This window comes from Exiguobacterium sp. s64 (genome assembly GCF_018618035.1).
Taxonomy (GTDB): domain Bacteria; phylum Bacillota; class Bacilli; order Exiguobacteriales; family Exiguobacteriaceae; genus Exiguobacterium; species Exiguobacterium mexicanum_A.
On record NZ_JACSLH010000002.1, the window covers coordinates 12560 to 31528 of the forward strand.

General features: G+C 52.3%; 20 protein-coding genes and 1 pseudogene. 8 read left to right on the forward strand and 13 right to left on the reverse strand.

The window, feature by feature from the left end; genetic code table 11:
• The first annotated feature begins 129 nt into the window (after positions 1-129).
• On the forward strand, positions 130-2019 hold the full coding sequence (locus tag KNP64_RS03625; protein WP_214792078.1) for a beta-glucoside-specific PTS transporter subunit IIABC: 1890 nt from the start codon (positions 130-132) through the stop codon (positions 2017-2019).
• A gap of 12 nt (positions 2020-2031) precedes the next feature.
• Positions 2032-3486, forward strand: coding sequence for a 6-phospho-beta-glucosidase (bglA, locus tag KNP64_RS03630; RefSeq protein WP_214792076.1), 1455 nt, complete (start codon positions 2032-2034; stop codon positions 3484-3486).
• A 50-nt stretch (positions 3487-3536) separates the two neighbouring features.
• On the opposite strand, the gene KNP64_RS03635 is transcribed toward bglA, so the two are convergent.
• Both KNP64_RS03635 and KNP64_RS03640 read right to left on the reverse strand, forming a co-directional pair.
• Positions 3537-4403: an AraC family transcriptional regulator gene (locus KNP64_RS03635; protein ID WP_214792074.1), complete on the reverse strand. Its 867-nt coding sequence runs from the start codon at positions 4401-4403 to the stop codon at positions 3537-3539.
• A gap of 89 nt (positions 4404-4492) precedes the next feature.
• Positions 4493-4708, reverse strand: coding sequence for a hypothetical protein (locus KNP64_RS03640; protein WP_214792072.1), 216 nt, complete (start codon positions 4706-4708; stop codon positions 4493-4495).
• 503 nt (positions 4709-5211) lie between these two features.
• Here KNP64_RS03640 and KNP64_RS03645 point away from each other — a divergent pair.
• On the forward strand, positions 5212-5475 hold the full coding sequence (locus tag KNP64_RS03645) for an excalibur calcium-binding domain-containing protein (RefSeq protein WP_113926645.1): 264 nt from the start codon (positions 5212-5214) through the stop codon (positions 5473-5475).
• Between the two features lie 34 nt (positions 5476-5509).
• Here KNP64_RS03645 and KNP64_RS03650 read toward each other — a convergent pair whose 3' ends face one another.
• Complete coding sequence (locus tag KNP64_RS03650) at positions 5510-6049, reverse strand: hypothetical protein (RefSeq protein WP_214792071.1); 540 nt, start codon at positions 6047-6049, stop codon at positions 5510-5512.
• Positions 6049-6906 carry an alpha/beta fold hydrolase gene (locus KNP64_RS03655; protein ID WP_214792069.1) on the reverse strand — a complete coding sequence of 286 codons (858 nt, stop codon included), beginning with the start codon at positions 6904-6906 and terminating at the stop codon, positions 6049-6051. The genes KNP64_RS03650 and KNP64_RS03655 overlap by 1 nt, the downstream gene beginning before the upstream one ends.
• 194 nt (positions 6907-7100) lie before the next feature.
• Between KNP64_RS03655 and KNP64_RS03660 the strand changes: the two are divergent.
• A pseudogene (locus KNP64_RS03660) lies at positions 7101-7860 on the forward strand (glucose 1-dehydrogenase).
• A gap of 32 nt (positions 7861-7892) precedes the next feature.
• Here KNP64_RS03660 and KNP64_RS03665 read toward each other — a convergent pair.
• Positions 7893-8693: a helix-turn-helix transcriptional regulator gene (locus KNP64_RS03665; protein ID WP_214792067.1), complete on the reverse strand. Its 801-nt coding sequence runs from the start codon at positions 8691-8693 to the stop codon at positions 7893-7895.
• Positions 8694-8833: 140 nt separating this feature from the next.
• Positions 8834-9094, reverse strand: a complete 261-nt coding sequence (locus tag KNP64_RS03670) for a DUF1294 domain-containing protein (RefSeq protein ID WP_232939616.1) — start codon at positions 9092-9094, stop codon at positions 8834-8836.
• A 208-nt stretch (positions 9095-9302) separates the two neighbouring features.
• Between KNP64_RS03670 and KNP64_RS03675 the strand changes: the two genes are divergently transcribed.
• Together KNP64_RS03675 and cls are read left to right on the forward strand one after the other, a co-directional pair.
• Positions 9303-10085 carry a LysM peptidoglycan-binding and 3D domain-containing protein gene (locus KNP64_RS03675; protein ID WP_034777617.1) on the forward strand — a complete coding sequence of 261 codons (783 nt, stop codon included), beginning with the start codon at positions 9303-9305 and terminating at the stop codon, positions 10083-10085.
• 122 nt (positions 10086-10207) lie between these two features.
• A complete protein-coding gene (gene cls / locus KNP64_RS03680) occupies positions 10208-11674 on the forward strand; it encodes a cardiolipin synthase (protein ID WP_052090124.1) in 1467 nt (488 codons plus the stop codon).
• 49 nt (positions 11675-11723) lie between these two features.
• Here cls and KNP64_RS03685 read toward each other — a convergent pair whose 3' ends face one another.
• From KNP64_RS03685 to KNP64_RS03705, 5 genes are all read right to left on the reverse strand, one after another.
• A complete protein-coding gene (locus tag KNP64_RS03685; protein ID WP_214792065.1) occupies positions 11724-12701 on the reverse strand; it encodes a hypothetical protein in 978 nt (325 codons plus the stop codon).
• Positions 12698-13726, reverse strand: coding sequence for a DUF58 domain-containing protein (locus KNP64_RS03690; RefSeq protein ID WP_034777619.1), 1029 nt, complete (start codon positions 13724-13726; stop codon positions 12698-12700). The genes KNP64_RS03685 and KNP64_RS03690 overlap by 4 nt, the downstream gene beginning before the upstream one ends.
• A gap of 1 nt (position 13727) precedes the next feature.
• A complete protein-coding gene (locus KNP64_RS03695) occupies positions 13728-14636 on the reverse strand; it encodes an AAA family ATPase (protein ID WP_138859427.1) in 909 nt (302 codons plus the stop codon).
• 393 nt (positions 14637-15029) lie between these two features.
• Positions 15030-15725 carry an amino acid ABC transporter permease gene (locus tag KNP64_RS03700; RefSeq protein ID WP_214707772.1) on the reverse strand — a complete coding sequence of 232 codons (696 nt, stop codon included), beginning with the start codon at positions 15723-15725 and terminating at the stop codon, positions 15030-15032.
• Between the two features lie 6 nt (positions 15726-15731).
• Positions 15732-16580, reverse strand: coding sequence for a transporter substrate-binding domain-containing protein (locus KNP64_RS03705; RefSeq protein WP_214792063.1), 849 nt, complete (start codon positions 16578-16580; stop codon positions 15732-15734).
• A 333-nt stretch (positions 16581-16913) separates the two neighbouring features.
• On the opposite strand from KNP64_RS03705, the gene KNP64_RS03710 reads away from it, so the two are divergent.
• The gene (locus tag KNP64_RS03710; protein WP_214792061.1) at positions 16914-17126 is read left to right on the forward strand and encodes a hypothetical protein; all 213 of its coding nucleotides are present in this window, start codon (positions 16914-16916) and stop codon (positions 17124-17126) included.
• A complete protein-coding gene (locus tag KNP64_RS03715; RefSeq protein WP_214792059.1) occupies positions 17086-17628 on the forward strand; it encodes a GNAT family N-acetyltransferase in 543 nt (180 codons plus the stop codon). Before KNP64_RS03710 ends, KNP64_RS03715 begins: the two co-directional genes overlap by 41 nt.
• Before the next feature lie 156 nt (positions 17629-17784).
• Here the strand turns inward: KNP64_RS03715 and KNP64_RS03720 are convergent, their stop codons facing one another.
• Both KNP64_RS03720 and KNP64_RS03725 read right to left on the reverse strand, forming a co-directional pair.
• The gene (locus KNP64_RS03720; protein ID WP_214711375.1) at positions 17785-18234 is read right to left on the reverse strand and encodes a GNAT family N-acetyltransferase; all 450 of its coding nucleotides are present in this window, start codon (positions 18232-18234) and stop codon (positions 17785-17787) included.
• Positions 18235-18251: 17 nt separating this feature from the next.
• Positions 18252-18968, reverse strand: coding sequence for an MBL fold metallo-hydrolase (locus KNP64_RS03725; RefSeq protein ID WP_214707763.1), 717 nt, complete (start codon positions 18966-18968; stop codon positions 18252-18254).
• Position 18969 lies beyond the last annotated feature (1 nt).

The window sequence follows — 18969 nt, forward strand, 5'->3', positions numbered from 1 at the left end:
CATTATACCACACACATGTCTACGAAACGTTCACAAACTATTTATTGTATCGCTATTGATTAATTGTACCGGTACAATTATAGTAAGAGTGTACAAAATGTAAGCGTTACATCAAAGGAGGGTGTTCAGTTGAGTAAAGTTCGGGATTATTCAAAATTGGCTCGGGATATTTTAGAGGCCGTCGGAGGGGAAGACAACGTCATCAATGCGGCGCGCTGTGCGACGCGACTCCGTCTCGTCTTGAAGCGGTCGAATCCGCAGGCGAAAGAACAAGTCATGGCGATGCCGGGGGTCATCACGGTCGTCGAAACGGGTGGCCAGTTCCAGGTCGTCATCGGGCAGCATGTCGGGGAAGTGTTCGATGAGTTCACGAAACTGGTGCAAATCGAAGGGACTGAGGTCGAAGACGGAAACAAGGGGACCGTCTTGAACCGCATCATCGCTACGATGTCCGCCGTATTCGCACCGTTCATCTATATCTTGGCCGCAGCCGGGATTTTGCAAGGGATACTCATCATCACGACATTGTTGTTCGACGGTTTCGCCGAGACGGGGACGTACGAAGTGTTCAGCTTCATCTCATGGGCACCGTTCACGTTCTTACCGATTTTCATCGCCATCACGGCATCGAAACACTTTAAGACGAACACGTTCATCTCCGTCGCAGCCAGTGCGGCCTTGGTCAGTCCGACATGGGCCGAGATGGCGGCTCGCATCACGTCAGGGGAGACGATCAGTTTCCTTGGTCTCGCCTTGACAGGTACGACGTATACGTCATCGGTATTACCACCGCTCTTCCTCGTCTGGATCTTATCCTACGTCGAGCGGTTCTTGAACCGACACATGAACGAGGTCATTCGTCCTTTGTTCGTACCGTTCTTCAGTTTGGTGCTCATGGTGCCGCTCACGATTCTCGTCATCGGACCAATCACGACGATGGGTGCGGTCGGGATTGCCAACGGCTACAACTTCTTAGCGGAGAACGCCCCGATGCTCGCTGGCGCAATTATCGGTGGTCTCTGGCAAGTCATCGTCATCTTCGGGGTCCATTGGGGTGTGACGCCGATGGTGCTCGCAAACTTCGACTTGTATGGCCGTGACTCATTCCAGGCATATCAGACGATTGCCGTCATCGCCCAAGTCGGCGCCGTTCTCGGTGTCATCTTGAAAGCGAAGAGCCAAGAAATCAAAAAAGTCGGTGTCTCGGCTGGGATTACTGGACTATTCGGAATCACAGAGCCTGCCATTTACGGGGTGACACTCCGCTTCAAGAAACCGTTCATCTTTGGATGTATCTCGGGGGCCGTCGGAGCCATCGTGGCCAGTTTCTTCAACCCGTATTACTTCGCTTACGCTGGTCTCCCGGGTCCGCTCACCCTTGTGAACGGAATCAGTGAAGACGTGCCGACCTCGATTTGGGGACTGTTGATCGGGACAGCGATTGCCATCATCCTTCCGGTCGTCTTGATTCAAATCTTCGGTTTCGGAGAAGACACGGCCAAACAAGTGACAGAAGTGACGGAAACACCTGCGACGGCAGAAGCGAGTGCGACGCTCGTCCAGGAAGAGACGATTGCTTCACCGCTCTCTGGAAAAGTCATCGCCTTGAGCGATGTTCCGGACGATGTATTCGCCTCCGGGGCGATGGGTAAAGGTTATGCCGTCGAGCCAGACGGGAATAAGGTCATTGCACCGTTTGACGGGACGGTCGTCATGGTCGCACCGACGAAACATGCGATCGGTCTCCGTTCGAACACGGGAATCGAGTTGTTGATTCACGTCGGTCTCGATACGGTGACGCTCGATGGGAAACCGTTCACCGTACACGTCAAAGACGGGGACAGCTTTAAAGCGGGCGATGTGTTGACGACGTTCGACCGCGACATGATTGCCGCATATAATATTTCAAGCATCACACCTGTCATCGTGACGAACAGCGCGACATACGCTGACGTACTCGTCCAAGCAAGTAATCATACAGACACGACGACACCAATGCTCACGATTGTTAATCAATAAGGAGGAACTACGATGAAGACATTACCAAAAGACTTTCTATGGGGCGGCGCCCTCGCCGCGCATCAATTTGAAGGCGGCTGGGACGCCGACGGCAAAGGGCCGAGCGTCGTCGACGTGTTGACGGCCGGCGCTCACGGCGTCGCGCGTCGCATCACGGACAAGGTCGAGCCGGACGAATTTTATCCGAACCATGAAGCAATCGACTTCTATCACCGTTATAAAGAGGACGTCGCGCTCTTTGCCGAGATGGGCTTGAAGTGTCTCCGCACGTCGATCGGTTGGAGCCGGATCTTCCCGAACGGGGACGATGCTGAACCGAACGAGGCAGGACTCCAATTTTATGACGACTTGTTCGACGAGCTGTTAAAGCACGACATCGAGCCGATCATCACGTTGTCCCACTTCGAGATGCCGCTTCACCTCGCACGTGAGTACGGCGGGTTCCGCAACCGTGCCGTCGTCGACCATTTCGTCCGCTTCGCCGAGGTGTGTTTCGACCGCTACAAAGACAAGGTCAAATATTGGATGACATTCAACGAGATCAACAACAAGATGGACGTCAACAACCCGCTCTTCCTCTGGACGAACTCCGGCGTCATCGTCGAAGAAGGGGAGAACGCCCGTGAAATCATGTATCAGACGGGCCATCACGAGTTGATTGCGAGCGCCCTCGCTGTTTCGAAAGGGAAAGCCATCAACCCAGACTTCGAAATCGGGGCGATGGTATCACACGTTCCGATTTATCCGTACTCGTCGAACCCGGACGATGTCATGCTCGCTGAAGAAATGATGCGTCAGCGTTACTTCTTCCCGGACGTGCAAGTGCGCGGGGTCTATCCGAGCTACGCCTTGAACGAATTTGAACGTGAAGGCTATTCAATCCCGTTCCTCGATGGGGACGAAGAGATTTTGAAGAATGGGACCGTCGATTACCTCGGTTTCAGTTACTATATGTCGACGACCGTGAAGAGTGATGTCATCGCCGATAACAGCGGCGACATCGTCAACGGTGGTCTGCCGAACGGCGTCGAGAACCCGTACATCAAGTCGAGCGACTGGGGCTGGTCGATCGACCCGGTCGGTCTCCGTTATGTGCTCAACCGATTGTACGACCGCTATCAAATCCCGCTCTTCATCGTCGAGAATGGATTCGGTGCTGTCGATGAGATCGTCGACGGGAAGATTCATGATGCGGCCCGCATCGACTACTTGAAGGCGCATATTGAGCAGTTGAAACAAGCGGTCGTCTATGACGGCGTCGACTTGATTGGTTACACGCCATGGGGCATCATCGACATCGTCTCGTTCACGACGGGCGAGATGAAGAAACGGTACGGCATGATTTATGTCGACCGTGACAATGAAGGCAACGGCTCGATGGAGCGGATGAAGAAAGACTCGTTCGATTGGTATAAGCATGTGATCGAAACGAACGGGGAAGCGCTCGCGTACGAGCCTTCGAAGTAAACGAAAATACCTCTTGAAGACAATTGTCTTCAAGAGGTATTTTTCTGTGCTTACGTCGTTTTCGGTTTGACCGCCACCCACACTTCGCTATAGACGTTGTCCGATGGGCCATCATGCTTCGTGAACGAGATGCTCGGTAAGTCTGCCAGTTCGTAGCCCGACGTCGGCAGCCATTCGGCATACGTCTTGGCCATCGTCTCCTGGAGCGTCTCCGGGAACGGGCCGGCATTCGGGAAAACGGCCCACAGGTTCGACTCGATTGTAATCTGTTCAAGGTCTGCATACGGATTATCTTGCGTCGTCGCGAAGCCAATCATGTGCGTGAGTGAACCCGTTTCGTCCAAATAGCCTTCATCGAAGTCGTACGACACGTTGAGCACTTGATTTGGATAAAGGTCCGCCAACTGATGCATCTCGCTTCGTTGTTCCTCCGTGATTGACTGCGCCAACTCGACGATTGCATTGTTCACACCTTCAAATTGAATCGGGACGTGTTTGGACACGCCGACGACGTTGAATGAAGGTTTATGTTCTAATTTGAATTCCATTGAAATTCCTCCTTTGATGTCGATGTAGAAAGTGAATTTCGGGAATGACTTTTGAATCTTGTTCTTGATCACTTCAGACGGTAAAAAGCCACACCAGTCTCGAAACGCTCGCGAGAACCCGTCGACGGATTGGTATCCATACGTATACGCCACGTCCGTGACCGATTTCCCATGAATCAAGTCCTTGTTCGCTTCTGACAGCCGACGATTTCGGATATATTCATTGAGCGTCATCCCGGCCATGTAGGAAAACATGCGTCGAAAATGATAGTCGGATACCCCGACGATGCGTGTGATATCCTCACTCGTGATGTCTTCTGTTAAATGTTGATCGATGTGGTCCATCAATCGGTTCAGTGATTCAAGCATCAGCATTCCCTCCTTTCTGCATTCATCATACTTCGAACATGGTAAGGGGACTCGATGATTTCGATACGGATGTCATCGGATAGCAGACGTCACTGGTTGTAGCCGATGAACGTTGTGAATAGGATCAGGATGACCGACGACGTCATGAGGAGGAATGCGAGAGAGCTCGCGAACACGAGAAATGCTTTGGAGAAGTGAAGACGTCGTTTCCAAATCGCGATGACAAACACCACGTTCAGCATGAGAAACAGTGCGAGCAACAGTAGCGGGAGGGCCCGGTCCTGCATCAATATAAGTAAGTCCATAACTAATTCCCTTTCTTTGCGGGTTTGTTAACAATGAAATCAGTGATGCTCGGTAAAGACGAGATACCAACAGTCGTGTCCTTGCCAGACGCGTATCGTCCAACAAGATCCGTTCGGAAAGTCGTCAAGAGAAAACGCATGATCAAAGGTGATCTGGTGTTTGAATGTCTTGTCCCACAATGTCTGTAGTTGGTCGAGTGGCTGTTCTTCTAACTGGATCCGCCGCGAAGAATGGTGTCGGGTGATCAAACACTTGATGGCCTCAGGACCAAACACCAACCGTTCGATGAACTCCAAAGTAAGCGGTTCAACTATCTCGTGTTCCGAAACAAGCAAATTCCCTTGATAAAGTTGTTCATTATTATTGTCGATATGAAACGGTGATAAGGTCAATGTGATGGTCCTTTCATTTGAACATTTTATAAATCAGGTTAGTTATCCTAATCCCTCCTATAATGAACGAGAATGGTAACGCATATCGTTTGTTACCTAGGAGGAAAACTATGAAAAAGCTACTTCGCGCGACCATCGCCGGCATCGCGTTGTTCACGCTGAGCGTCGCGCCGTCAGAAACCGTGGACGCCGCACCTAAAAAATTTAAGAATTGCACAGAACTGAATAAGACGTACAAGGGCGGGGTCGCCAAGACGAAGACGACGAAAAACAAAGGCGGCAAGACGAAGTACAAGCCGTATGTCAGCGCCACGCTGTATGAAGCAAACAAATCGAAAGACCGCGACAAAGACTTTATCGCCTGCGAACGCTAAGAGATGAGAGGACAGCGGTCCTCCGTCTCTTTTTTTAGTTGTTGAAGCGGTACGATATATCCCCTTCAGCATCGTAGCCAGTGATTGACTCAATCGACTCGATTTGGTCGACGAGCACGAACCAGACATCATTCCCGGCCTTTGTCTTCAACAGTTCCGGTTCGAATTTGTCTCCGTTCAACTCGACGACGACCCGGGTCGTCTCGCCGTGGTTCATCCCGTAAAGGATGTCGTATGGGGCACATGCTGACGTATCTCCGCACGATTGGCCGAAAGTCGACCACGTGAGACCTTCCTCGGACAGCGATTCAGATGTAATCGACTGAACCCGGTCGTCGACAGTAAGTTCAAGTCCTATGCCTTGCGCCACCGGTTCTTCACTCCATTCCTCGACGATGTAACTGTTCATGAAAAAGCGGAGACTCATGTCACGGTCATCGAGGGGGTAGGTGAGAATCGGTTCCGCTCCCTCGGGCAACTGTGGCTGCTTCGTCGAATCAAATGCCCAGACAACTCCGGATGATACCAAAAACATGAACACGAGAATGAGGACAATCTTTTGCTGACGGTTCATTAGAGACCGCTCGCTTTCTCAGTTTGTAAGAACTGTCGCACTTGTTCGATCGGGAACGCCGGATTCCAATGGACGAAGTGGCCGCCTGTCATGCGTATGTAAGTGATTGGCAACTCATGCCGTTGCAGCTCCGTGATGGCCGAACGCGTCAATCGAGCTTCTTTGTCGTCTAATCCGACAAAATCGCCGTAAATAAGCAAGGTTGAAACTTGCAGTGAACGCATGAGCTGCGGCATGTCAAGCTGATAAAAGCCGAACAACAGATTCAATCCGCCTCGTCCGAGCTTAGCCGGGTCGTCCAACGCGCGCCGAATCTCGTCTCGTTCAGAGAGGCCTGTCTGTGCGCAGAAAGTCTTAACCTGTTCCGCTGTAACTGGAGATGTACCTTCATCTGAAATGACCTTCGTCTCGATTTTCGGGACGAGTCGAGGTCCGAACAGACGATAAAGTCCGCTCAGGAGCGGGACGGCAAGGCCGAACACGCCATACTCTCTCAACGGAACGCGAGGGAACGCCTTATGGCCTTGATCGAGCAAGACGAGCCGCTCCACGTGCTCGGGATAACGCGTGGCGAAAGCGAGAGCGATCGCACCTCCAAGTGAATGCCCGATCACATGGACGGGTCCGATTCGATGTGTGACGACGTAGTCGTTGACCCAATCCGCCAACTGTTCGGACGTCACGACCTGCTTAATCCCTTCACTTCGCCCGAACCCTGGCAAATCCAGCAAATGCACCTCGAAGTCGTCGCATAGCACCTCAGCGAGTGAACGACCTTCTTCTCCGGTGAATCCTCCAGCCGGTAAAAATATAACGGGTGTCCCGCTTCCCATCACTTCTGCATGATAACGATTCAATTGAATCCCACCTTCCAACTCCCAATATCTGTATCTTTCCATTGTACGTGACTAGTGATTGGAACAGAAGCAGATTCTTTCAAACGGAGATACGTTTTCACCCAAATCCAGGTATAGACTAATGACACGTGAGCAGGTTGCACTTGTCGTTTTCTCTGTCGCTCTTGAGTTGTCTCAACAAGGAGGAATGCGGTGTGAAATTATCGGGTAGAACGGCAATTGTCACCGGGGCCGGGTCAGGGATGGGTCGGGCCATCGCCAAACTGTTTGCTGAGGAAGGGGGCACGCGTCGTCGCCATCGACATGAACGGGGACTCGGTCGAAGCGGTCGCCTCAGAGATTAAAGCGAGCGGCGGGGAAGCCGTCGGCGTCTCGGGGAACGTCACGAAACAAGAAGATATCGACAAGATGGTCGAGACGGCGACGAGCACGTTCGGCTCGCTCGACATCTTGGTCAACAACGCGGGCATCATGGACAACTTTTTGACCGTCGGCGAAGTGACGGACGAGATGTGGGACCGGGTCATCGCCGTCAACTTGACCGGACCGATGAAACTGGCACGGGCCGCGATCAACATCATGGACAAGCAAGAAACGGGTGGCGTCATCATCAATAACGCCTCGGTCGGTGGCCTGTTCGGGACACGCGGCGGTGCCTCGTACGTCGCCTCGAAGCACGCACTTATCGGCTTGACGAAAAATATCGCCGCCACGTACGGTACGTTCAACAAGATTCGGGCCAACGCCATCGCACCGGGCGGGGTCAATACGAATATCGGCGCCACCATCACCGCGCCGAGCGAACTCGGGATGCGAGCCATCCAAGGGGCAGGGGAGGCTCCGATGGGTGAACCGGAGCAGATCGCCAAGGTCGCGTTGTTCCTCGCCTCCGATGATTCGAGTTTCGTCAATGGCGACGTCTTGAAAGCGGACGGCGGGTGGACCGCCCGTTAACGAGAAAAAGCCGACACGATTGTCGGCTTTTGTTATGTCTGTCGCTTTCGGTACGCCAATGGTGTCACCGCATGGACTTTTTTAAACGATTGCACGAAATGGCTCACGCTCGTGTAGCCGAGACGATGCGCTAGATCGGCGATCGGTTCCTTCGACTCCTCGACGAGGCGCGCCGCACGATGCATGCGGACGTTCTGGACGTAAGCGAGCGGCGATGTGTCGCCCCATTTTGTAAAGTAGCGGCAACATTCCGCCCGGCTCAGACCACCCGTTGCTGCGATGTCTTCGAGCGTCAGTTTCATCGTGTCATGGTCATGTATGTAGGCGAGCATGAGACGCATCCGTTCCTGAACATGATGTTTCGTTCTGCTTTGCGGCTGTTGAATCCAATAGCGCCAAATGACTGCGAGCTGTAAGCTCGCATCGAGCAACGCGAACGAGGACTTCTTCTTCAGGCTGCGAATCACTTTGTCGATTATGTCGAGGACGGGCTTATCTCCTGGTTCACCGGGATGCAACACTTTACTACGCGACGTCTCGGCGTGCGGTGTCACGTACAACTCCGCAAGCGACGGAGAGAATAGGTCAAACGGCTCGACGGAGATCACGACCAAACGAAATGGCTCTCCTTTCGGTTCAACTTTCACGATTTGTCCACGGTCTAAGATCAACGCCATCCCGGAGCGGAGCCGAGACCGTGTCCCATTGACGAGCAGGTCGAGTTGTCCGTTCGTGATTAACCAGATTTGAAACAGCGGATTCACTTTGATCGTCGTCTCAATCGTCGTTTCAGTCCACTCTTGGATATCAATCAGATTTCCTTCAACCTTCATCCGAACACCTCAATAATTGAACATTTATTTCGTTTTAACACCGGATGGACACACTTCTTTTTCACCACGAAGCGTCTATCAAGACATTTTATCGGAATTTTCTACGTGGCGATTGAACAAGTTCCTTCTATATAATGGCGTCAAAAGATGAACCAACCGGTGACACCCGCATGCACTAAGATGGCGATTGGAACACCAATGCGGAATTTCGGTTTCAATGTCTTATGACGGAAGAACCGCATCGCGAGATAGGCCCCGAATGCGCCACCGATCCAAACGAGAATGAGTAACGTTTGTTCCGAAATGCGCCATTCCCCAGATTTAGCACGACGTTTATCGAGGTAAAATGACATAAACGCTAGGAAATTAGTCACAATGTAATATAGCAGTAATAGTTCCAAAGACTAAAACCTCCTTTCTCTTCTCTTTAGTATAGCTGAAATTGGCTCAACTAAGCCATTTGTATTTGGATTGTAAAAATTCAGATTCCTCTCATCTCGCTGAAAGCTTCTGTAACTGAACTGATATCACTCTCATATCAGCCTGTAACGGCAGTGAAATATACAGGTGTTACAGTAAGGGGGCGTTAGAAAAGGGAGGAATATTCTTATGAAAAAACCACTATTGACACTAACGGCACTCGCTGGCCTTAGTTTAGGAGTCGCTGCTCCAGCTTCGGCAGCATCAACACACACAGTTCAGTCTGGAGATACACTTTACCGTATCGCCGTGAACAACGGTGTATCAGTTAATGACATCAAACAAGCGAACGGCTTAAACTCTAATATGATTTATCCAAACCAAGTATTGAAGCTTGCGAAGTCAGAAGCTAAAGCTTCAAGCGCTTCAAAAACGTATACAGTAAAATCAGGTGACACGTTGTATCGCATCGCGACAAACAACGGCGTATCTGTCAAACAGTTGATGACATGGAACGGTCTTAATTCAGATCTCATTTTCCCTGGTCAACAATTCTCTGTAAAAGGTGCTAAAGCAGCATCGGTTGCGAACAGCGCACCAGCCGCTAAACCAAAAGCATCAACATCTGCACCAGTGACGAAACAGTCTACGTCTACAACGCAAACCCAAGCTCCGGCTTCAGGTAAGACGATGACTGTGGAAGCAACGGCTTACACACCATACTGTGCAGGATGCTCAGGAATCACGGCAACAGGAATCGACGTCCGCTCGAACCCGAACCAAAAAGTCATCGCGGTTGACCCTTCAGTCATCCCACTCGGCTCTAAAGTATGGGTTGAAGGCTACGGCGAAGCAATCGCTGGAGATACTGGTGGCGCCATCAAAGGTAACAAAATCGATATCTTGATGCCGACACGAGAGCAAGCGCTCAACTTTGGTCGTAAATCAATCACAATCAAAGTCTTAAACTAATCGATTTACCCTAAAAACACCGCAGGCGCGGTGTTTTTTTGTGTGTCTATCCCTTTACCTGTAAACGAGCATTTCATTCTTACGAAGAATGGGTAAACAAGAGACAAAAGGAGGAAATCGAGATGGTCACGACAGAATTCATTCTAGGCATACTCGGTATCGTATTGGTCATCCTCAACGTGACGTTTGCGGTCACCATCATCTTCTTCGAACGGCGCGATATCGGGTCGACGTGGGCCTGGCTACTTGTTCTATTCTTCGTGCCGCTGCTCGGATTCTTCATCTATATCTTCTTCGGACGCTTGATCAAATCGAATAACTTCTACCAAGTCGACGAGGAACGACGGCATGAATACGCGGAACACGTCCATAACCAGTTAACTGAGCTCGACGCCCATGGCGGCTTGTTCGCCAGTGATCCGCTCTTATCCAAGTATCGTCGCCTCGCCCGCTTGAACTTATCCTCCACGAATGCGCTCGTGACGTATCATAATGCAATTCAAGTCATCCATGACGGCGAGCAGAAGTTCGAGGCGTTGTTCCATGACATCGAGGTGGCAACAAAGGAAATCAACATCCAATACTATATCATCCAAAACGACTCGCTCGGTCAGGCGCTCATCTCGGCCTTGACGCGACGGGCCAAGGAAGGGGTCAAGGTCCGTCTGCTCTATGACGCCGTCGGCTCCCGCGGATTGCGACGTTCCCATTTTAAACAACTGCTCGCGCACGGCGGCGAGGTCAAATCGTTCTTCCCGTCACGCCTCGGTATCAACTTCCGCGTCAACAACCGGAATCACCGAAAGCTATGTATCATCGATGGGGAGATCGGCTATATCGGTGGTTTCAACGTCGGGAATGAATACCTCGGGACGAACCGTCAGTTCGGTTATTGGCGCGACGTGCATCTACGGATGAGAGGGGAGGCGGTCCGAGAACTGCTCGAGCGTTTCCTCCTCGATTGGAACCGTGCCGTACCGACGAAGCATCGAGCCGAGAAAGAGGATTTCATTTGGCCGTCCATCCTTATTGAGACGGCCCAATCACCGGTGCAAATCGTCACATCGGGTCCGAACTCATCGACCGAGCACTTGAAAAACATGCTCGTCAAGATGATCACCGAGGCGAAAGAGACGATTTACATCCAGACCCCTTATTTCATCCCTGACGCCAGCTTCCTCGACGCCTGCCGCAATGCGCTCATGTCCGGGACGAAAATCCGCCTGATGATCCCGAACAAGCCGGATCACATGTTTGTCTACTGGGCGACGTATACGAATGCGGCCGAGCTCGTCCGCTACGGGGCCGAGGTATATACGTATGAAGGCGGCTTTTTACACGCGAAGACGCTCGTCATCGATGGCGAGGTCGCCTCGATCGGCACGACGAACATCGACGCCCGCAGTTTCCGACTCAATTTCGAGATCTCGGCGCTCGTCTATGATGAGGTCGTGGCCCAGTCTGTCATCGATGCATTCGATCGCGACCTCGCATGTGCCGACAGGTTAACGATTGAGCGTTATGAGACACGAACGAAATGGATCCGTTTCAAAGAGAGCGTGTCACGCTTGCTCAGCCCAATTCTTTAAAAAAGACCAGTCAGACCGTCCGGGAGTGCCCGGCGAACTGACTGGTCTCTTATTTTTTGAGCGTCTGGGTGACATGTCGTTCGAACGCCTCGACGATTGGAGCCGGCGCTTCTTTCTCTCCGTACTCGGCCGCCTCCAGCCATGTGGCAAAGCGACTTCCTTCGGTAAATCCGATTCGTTCGAACCATTCCGAAACAGTCTCTTCGCGCTGGCGGGGATGGGCCTGTTCGAGACGTCTCCCGGCATCAAGCAGACGGACGTGCCGTGGGGCCCGTGTCGAGCGGCGAACCGAAGCGGCCGCTTGATGGCGTTGCTTCGGCACCGTCACATCCTCATGGATTTCTTTTCGGCGTTGCACATAGATGAATAAAGCGATGACGCTGACGAGAACGACGAGAAACGTGACGACCAAGAATAGCGATTGGTTCGTCGCCGATTCGAGTAACGTCTCGTTTGAAATCGTCTCGGCATCGATGTTCGGATTGTCCGGGACGAGGATACGGTTGACACGGTCGGACGGATCCAAGTTGAACCCATCGAACCAGCCCCCGATCCACACGAAGATGGGACGAATCCAGGCGACGAGGTTACCGAACAATAACTCTTTAATCGTCCGGATGATCACGGCCAGGCCGAGACCGATTGCGAGGGCGACGACGAGTGTCGACAGCATCCGTTTATAGTCACGGCGATAATACAGGCTCCGTTGCCAAAACAAGAACAAGAACGGGAAGACGATCATAGCCAGCGGCTGAGACGCCGGCGGGAACAACCAATCGACAATGAGGAAGAGCACACTTGCGATCGCGTAACGGTCCGTCCAATCGAGAGTTCGGATAAAGGCGTGGATGTACGTGAACAACAGTAGCGTGATGCTCATCTCATACGAGAACAAGAGCGCGGCGATGCTCAGGGCCGTCTGCACCCCGAGCTGCCAGTTGCGCGGCAAACGGAGCGTCAGCAGAAAGACGAGCGGAAACACGTGACCGACATAGAACGCGGCGAACACCCACCAGAGTAGTCTCATCGTCCGTCACCTCCCAGTCGTAAAATGGATTGGCTGCCGCCGTATTTGGCGACCTTCCGTTCGAATAGCGACCGGGCGAGTGGGAAATCCCGTTCCGACAGGCAGGCGAGCGTCGTCATGACCTTGCGGAAATGCGTCTCACCGCTTCCCGGGGCGAGGTCATAAGTGATGCCTTCCTTCGTCAGGGTCGGGACGATCAGCCCATAGCTCGCGTTCTCTTTCTCGAAGTCGCGGCATAGCGCCGCCGCCTGCGAGATCAACCGTTCCATCTGATGGGTGAGGGCGCGCCCGTCTTTCGTCAACAAGTCGAGCACGACGACATATTCGTTCGCCTGGACAGGTTGCTCGGTACGGGCGAGCAGTTCACCTGTCTTCGCGTAGGCCGACCAATACAGTTGCCGCATCGGCTGTCCGTGATACGGCGCCACCGACTGGAACGTCTCCGGGTCACGGTAGGCGCTATGACGGACCATCTCTTCGCCTGGTAACGTCGGCGGACGTTTCGGGATCGGATAAGGCAGGAATTCAGGGAACACATACCCGATACGGTCGAGCGGATCTTCTTTATAGAGTGAGAACATACGGAGCGGGTCCCGGATCTCCATGCCGATCGCCTCCATGCGGATCGGACCACGCTTGATTGCCTTGAGTGGAAGCGTGTAGGCGACGGCCGCCTCACGACCGACAAAGTTCTCTTGGCGCCAGAAGGCGTGCGCCTCCGACTCGACGGTCGGATGGAGATAACCCGACAATCGGACGACGCCAAGGGGCACGGGCGCCGTCGAAATCAATTTGAGCGTATATGTCTCTTCATCGTTCGGGAACAGCTTCAGTTCGTCAGTCACTTCGACGTGGACGTACTCAGCGAGTCGGAATAATAATTCCGGCATGATGAGCGCATACAGGCTGAACCCGATAATCACACTTGCGAGGAAGACGTTTCCGTATAGGGCGGTGAACACCCCGACGACGAACAAGAGCCACATATACCCGGACTCGAGGTAGCGAGGGCTGACGAGTTGCATGTCACACCTCTGACGGGACCGGGATGGTCTCCAGAACGGACTTGATCAATTTGGACGGCTTCGTCTTGAGCGACGCCTCGACCGTCAAGACGATCCGGTGGCCGAGGATGGGCAGGGCGAGCGCGCGAATGTCTTCAGGCGTGACGTAATCCCGTCCGTCCATATAGGCATGCGCCCGAGCTGCCATCGTGTAGGCGAGCGTCGCCCGCGGGCTCGGTCCGACCTCGATGTCCCGGTGATGACGGAGCGCCTCGACGAAATCGAGCAGATAATCTTCCATCGCATCGTGAAACAAGACGTCACGGACGGTTTGCTGCATCTCGACAAGCTCGGTCTGTTGCAACGTGAACGGAGCCGCACTCAAATGCTCATTACGCAGCAACCGGCGTTCCGACTCTCGTGACAGCGGGGCGAGTGACAGTTTGAATAAGAAGCGGTCAAGCTGCGCCTGAGGCAGCGGGAACGTCCCTTGCCCGTCGAACGGGTTTTGCGTCGCGATGACGAAGAACGGGTCTGGTAAACGAAGCGACACCTCGCCGAGCGTCACTTGCCGCTCCTGCATCGCCTCTAACAAAGCCGACTGCGTCCGTGGTGTCGTCCGGTTGATCTCATCGACGAGTAAAATCGACGTGAAGATTGGGCCCGTTCTCCGTTCGAACGTGCCTGTCGTCGGATTGAACAGTTCCATCCCTAAAATGTCACTCGGTAACGTGTCCGGCGTACACTGTACCCGTTGGAATGCGGCCGAGACCGAGGTGGCCAGGCTACGTGCGAGCGTCGTCTTTCCTGTCCCCGGTCGGTCCTCGAGCAGGACGTGTCCCCCAGAGAGGAGGGCAATCGTCGACAGCTTGATCGCCTTTGACTGCCCGATCACTTGATCGTTTAAATGTGTCGTCCATTGTTGCACCATAATAAAATTCCCCCGTCTATTTTCTGATAATTAAGAAAATCATAGCACACTCGCGGTCCGAGATGGAACGCTAAAGACCAGCGCTTCAAAATATGTACGTCACGTGTGGTCAATTTGAAGAGGCCGCCTTCGCTCTTTTCCGGCTCGGGAACTTAAAAACCAAGTAATAAAGGACAATCATACTCGTGTATGGGTTTAAGGCACTGACCCATGCCGGTCCATCGAACAAAATATACGTGAGTGTGATGAGGCCGGATGCGACGAATAATAGCTTTGAGAACATAGGTGATGTGTCTCCTTTGAAGCGAAATATAGAATAAGTTGACTATACCATGTCACTTTCGCGATAACCGCCCGACAAAAAAACTGACCTGCCTGTAGGAGGCAAGTCAGTCATCGCTTCGGTGTATCCAAATAGCGTTCAAAATGCCGTTCGAGCCAATCTTGGAAGAACGACATGAACGTACAGATGCCCCAGTAGATGAGGGCGACGACCAGATAGACGGTCATATAGTCGAACTCCCGGCCCCCGACGATCTTCGCCTTGTTGAAAATCTCCGGGACGGTGATCATGGCGGCGAGCGAACTCGCTTTAATCAAATCGAGGAACACGTTCGAAAGCGGGGGGAGCGCGATTCGCGTCGCCTGCGGCAAGATGACCCCTTTGAGCGTCAGCCACTTGTTCATCCCGAGCGAGCGGGCCGCCTCGACCTGTCCCGGATCGACGGCACGGATCGCCGACCGGATAATCTCAGCGATATAGGCCGCCGAGTTCAGACTGAACCCGATGACCGCCGCCGTCAGCGCCGCGAACTCGATGCCGATGAATGGAAACCCTGAATATAAGATGAACAGGATAATCAAAATCGGCACGCCCCGCATGAACGAGATATAGAACGTCGACGGGAACCGCAGCATCCGGGACGGTGACAGTTTCCCAAGGGCAAGCACGAGACCGAGCAACAAGCCGAAGAGCATGCTGACGAATGAGATCCAAAGCGTGTTCGGCAAACCGCCTAGCAGATAAGGGAACGAGCGCACAGCCAGGTCGACGTCAAAGATTGCTTCCCATTTCACACCCTCGAACATGACCGCTTAGTCCAATTCGACGATCGTCGCGTCGACGTCCGGTTCTACCGAGACATCGGCTCCGTTATAGAACGTTTCCGACAATTCTTTCACCGTACCGTCTTCAAGCATCTCGCCAAGGACGCGGTCGATGTTCTCTTGGAGCTCTGCATTCTCTTTGTCCATCAAGAACGCGACTTCCTGTGGGTTATAGGCGATATCCGGGTGGATCGTGATATCGAAGTCCGGGAAGAAGGCGAGGGCGAGTGTCTGAAGATAGTAGTCGTTCAAGATGACGTCGGTCCGTCCTGTCGAGACGTCACGAAGGTACTGGTCGTTCGTGGCGTTGTCATAGATGACTTCCTCCGCCCCGTATTGACGTGCTACGTCCATAAAGACGGTCGTCGCTTCTCCGGCGGCCTTTTTGCCTTTCAAGTCCTCAAGTGACTCGATGCCAGACAAATCGCTCTTGCGAACGATGGCCGTCCCGTACGTGTACTTGTATGGCGTCGAGAAGGAGAACTTCTCTTTACGGTCGTCTGTGACCGAGATATCGTTTGCGGCGACGTCAACTTGTCCGTTTTGAACGCTCGTCAACATGTTGTCGAACGCCATCTCTTTGAATTGGACCTCGAGGTCAAGGCGTTTCCCGATCTCTTTCATGAGCTCGACGTCAAACCCAGTCAATGTATCGCTATCTTCTTCACGGAACGAGGCCGGATAGAGCGTACCGGCCGTACCGACCGTGAGCGTACCGTCTTCTTTGATTTCGTCCCAGCGCGAAGTTTCGGCCTGATCGGTGCTAGAATCACCACACGCCGCGAGCGGGACAGCCAGTAATAGGGATGCTGCCAAACCTTTTGTCATACGTTTCATTCAAGTTCCTCCTTAAGTTATCATCTGTCTAAAAATAGCATGACATACGCTTACAGGCAACTCCTAAGAGCGGATGAACAGCGTTAAAGTTATTTTCGAAACATAAATCCATTAAGCGCTAACATATTGATGAATGAAGGATTCAATCGAATGACACAGTTTATTAATTGTGATGAAACAGATGAATGGATGTCGGTTTGAACAATACGGTTTAAGCGAAGATATCATCGTGTTGATCAGCCGATTCCCACGCATGTGAACGTCATTAATTAACGTATGATAGATAGTGAAGGATTATTTGGAACATATCAAAATGAGGAGAGGAGGGCACACATGGAGAAATGGGAAAGATGGACCGCCAATCCAGAGATACCGGATAAACTATATCTGCAGGCGCTAATTGATGATAAAGACGGATTAAGACTCATGTTTACCGATGCGCATGAAAAAATGCTATGTAGTTATTGGATGGAGCGGTCATTACATATGAAGGGAGAAAGATGCAATGGAAGAAGCCCCGAACATCTCGATCAAACCGTTAGATGAGTATTCCATCAGCGTCGTGAACGAAGCCAATAATCCGTTTCCAATCATCGGGAAAATCATTCCGAGCTTTTGTGACGGAGTTTGGACGTATGAGGAACAGTTATATGAGAAAGCCCGTGTGACAAGCTTTCCAGACGATTTGCTGGACTGGCATGAATACATCAACAGTGAAGACAAACAAGTATTCTTGGCGTTCGACGAGACGACATGTATCGGACAAATCCGTGTGGTGAAAGACTGGAACCGTTTTGCGTATATCGAGAACATCGCGGTCCGTAATAGCGATCGACACAGCGGGATTGGCCATTTGCTGATGCAAGTTGCAGAGACGTGGGCAAACGAGCACTCGTTGCTTGGATTGTCACTTGAAGCGCAGAACGATAACGTGATCGCGTGTCGATTTTATGCGAAAGAAGGGTTCGCGCTCGGCGGTGTCGATACGCTCAAACAGACCGGAAATCCGAACATCGATATGACGTTGTATTGGTACAAGCTATTCTGATTTTCTCGAGAGGAGAGACGTCACATCTGACATCGATTTTCTCTATTTTTTCTCTTAGTTAACATAACATATATTATCAGTAAAAATAAAACTCCGTCTCAATTCTTTAGTATACTTAAAGTAGTGAGACGGAATGTGAAATTTGACGAAAGGGATTCAAGTTCGCGTAAAACGGATCAATGTGACGCCCGGTTCGGGTTCAAACTCGGCACTCGGTTCGAACCCGAGCTTCGTGTACAGTTTCTTGGCCGGTCCGTTATGTTTGCCGGTGTGCACATAGACGAGTTTGTCCTCGTGCAAGCTGAGCACGTGTTCGAGCAACGTCGTCGCGAGCCTCGCCCTGAAATATCTAGGATCGATGCACAGTTTTGTGACCTCGACCGTGTTCTCAGCCGCTTCAATCGTGATAAAGCCAATCAACCGCCCGTCGTTATACAAACCGTAGCTCGTACCGGGCAGATTCTGGATCACCTCGACCGTCTCATAACGCGCTGGGATCTCATCGAAGCCGATTAGCTCGGCCTCGACCGCATAAGCGTTTCGTTGAATCTCGAGCATTTGCTCGGCCAGTTGATAATCTGTCGTCTGAATCTCGCGTAATTCCACCTGTGAGCACCCCCGGATTATCGTAAAAATAGACGTGCTTGCTTGCGTTTGGCCCGCTTCAGTGCCAAATAGAGCCGATGTGTCCCGGCGACTGGTTGTCCATGGCCGACGAACGTACGTTGCGGTGCGAGATCGAGCAACTTCTCCGCATGCTCTAACGCTGCACGCTTATCCCATGTCGCGATACCCGGCAGCGGGAACAACGGACGGACGTCCCCTGCCACGGCGACTCCCCCACGCGTCTGAAATGCATCTCCCGCAAACAAAATCCGCTCTTTCTCATCGAAAAAAGCAATCGAACCAGGGGTATGACCCGCTGCCGGATAGACCCGTAAGCCGAACAGCCGCTCACCTGGGTCAAGCAATTTATCCGGCAAGGAGTGGATTTTCGGGAGAGAACCCTTCAGTTTGAGAGCCCGCTCGTCCGAGTCAGTCGTCCGGTCCCCTTCAAGGAGACGGGCGTCGCGCCTCGAGACGTACAGCTCGGCATGAGGATGGGCTTTCAAAATCGTATCGACACCGCCGACATGATCTCCATGGGCATGCGTCAACAAGATAGCGAGAAGCGGGCGTTCGAACGTCTCGATATACGCTAAAATCGATTCCGCGTTCTGCGCGAGCCCTGTATCGATCAAGACAAGCCCGAGCTCACGTTCAATCAGTTGGACGTTGATTGGTAAGATGGGTGCGAAAAACGTCAGTTGATGGACGTGATCAAAACGTGTGACTTTCATG

Excerpts from the sequence above, each read along its gene's own strand:
- KNP64_RS03695 (WP_138859427.1), bottom strand. The coding sequence starts at position 14,636 with ATGGTGCAACAATGGACGACACATTTAAACGATCAAGTGATCGGGCAG.
- KNP64_RS03665 (WP_214792067.1), bottom strand. The coding sequence starts at position 8,693 with ATGAAGGTTGAAGGAAATCTGATTGATATCCAAGAGTGGACTGAAACG.
- KNP64_RS03645 (WP_113926645.1), top strand. The coding sequence starts at position 5,212 with ATGAAAAAGCTACTTCGCGCGACCATCGCCGGCATCGCGTTGTTCACG.
- KNP64_RS03690 (WP_034777619.1), bottom strand. The coding sequence starts at position 13,726 with ATGCAACTCGTCAGCCCTCGCTACCTCGAGTCCGGGTATATGTGGCTC.
- KNP64_RS03715 (WP_214792059.1), top strand. The coding sequence starts at position 17,086 with ATGGAAGAAGCCCCGAACATCTCGATCAAACCGTTAGATGAGTATTCC.
- KNP64_RS03635 (WP_214792074.1), bottom strand. The coding sequence starts at position 4,403 with ATGCTTGAATCACTGAACCGATTGATGGACCACATCGATCAACATTTA.
- KNP64_RS03675 (WP_034777617.1), top strand. The coding sequence starts at position 9,303 with ATGAAAAAACCACTATTGACACTAACGGCACTCGCTGGCCTTAGTTTA.
- KNP64_RS03710 (WP_214792061.1), top strand. The coding sequence starts at position 16,914 with ATGGAGAAATGGGAAAGATGGACCGCCAATCCAGAGATACCGGATAAA.
- KNP64_RS03650 (WP_214792071.1), bottom strand. The coding sequence starts at position 6,049 with ATGAACCGTCAGCAAAAGATTGTCCTCATTCTCGTGTTCATGTTTTTG.
- KNP64_RS03640 (WP_214792072.1), bottom strand. The coding sequence starts at position 4,708 with ATGGACTTACTTATATTGATGCAGGACCGGGCCCTCCCGCTACTGTTG.
- KNP64_RS03700 (WP_214707772.1), bottom strand. The coding sequence starts at position 15,725 with ATGTTCGAGGGTGTGAAATGGGAAGCAATCTTTGACGTCGACCTGGCT.
- KNP64_RS03685 (WP_214792065.1), bottom strand. The coding sequence starts at position 12,701 with ATGAGACTACTCTGGTGGGTGTTCGCCGCGTTCTATGTCGGTCACGTG.
- KNP64_RS03705 (WP_214792063.1), bottom strand. The coding sequence starts at position 16,580 with ATGAAACGTATGACAAAAGGTTTGGCAGCATCCCTATTACTGGCTGTC.
- cls (WP_052090124.1), top strand. The coding sequence starts at position 10,208 with ATGGTCACGACAGAATTCATTCTAGGCATACTCGGTATCGTATTGGTC.
- KNP64_RS03725 (WP_214707763.1), bottom strand. The coding sequence starts at position 18,968 with ATGAAAGTCACACGTTTTGATCACGTCCATCAACTGACGTTTTTCGCA.
- bglA (WP_214792076.1), top strand. The coding sequence starts at position 2,032 with ATGAAGACATTACCAAAAGACTTTCTATGGGGCGGCGCCCTCGCCGCG.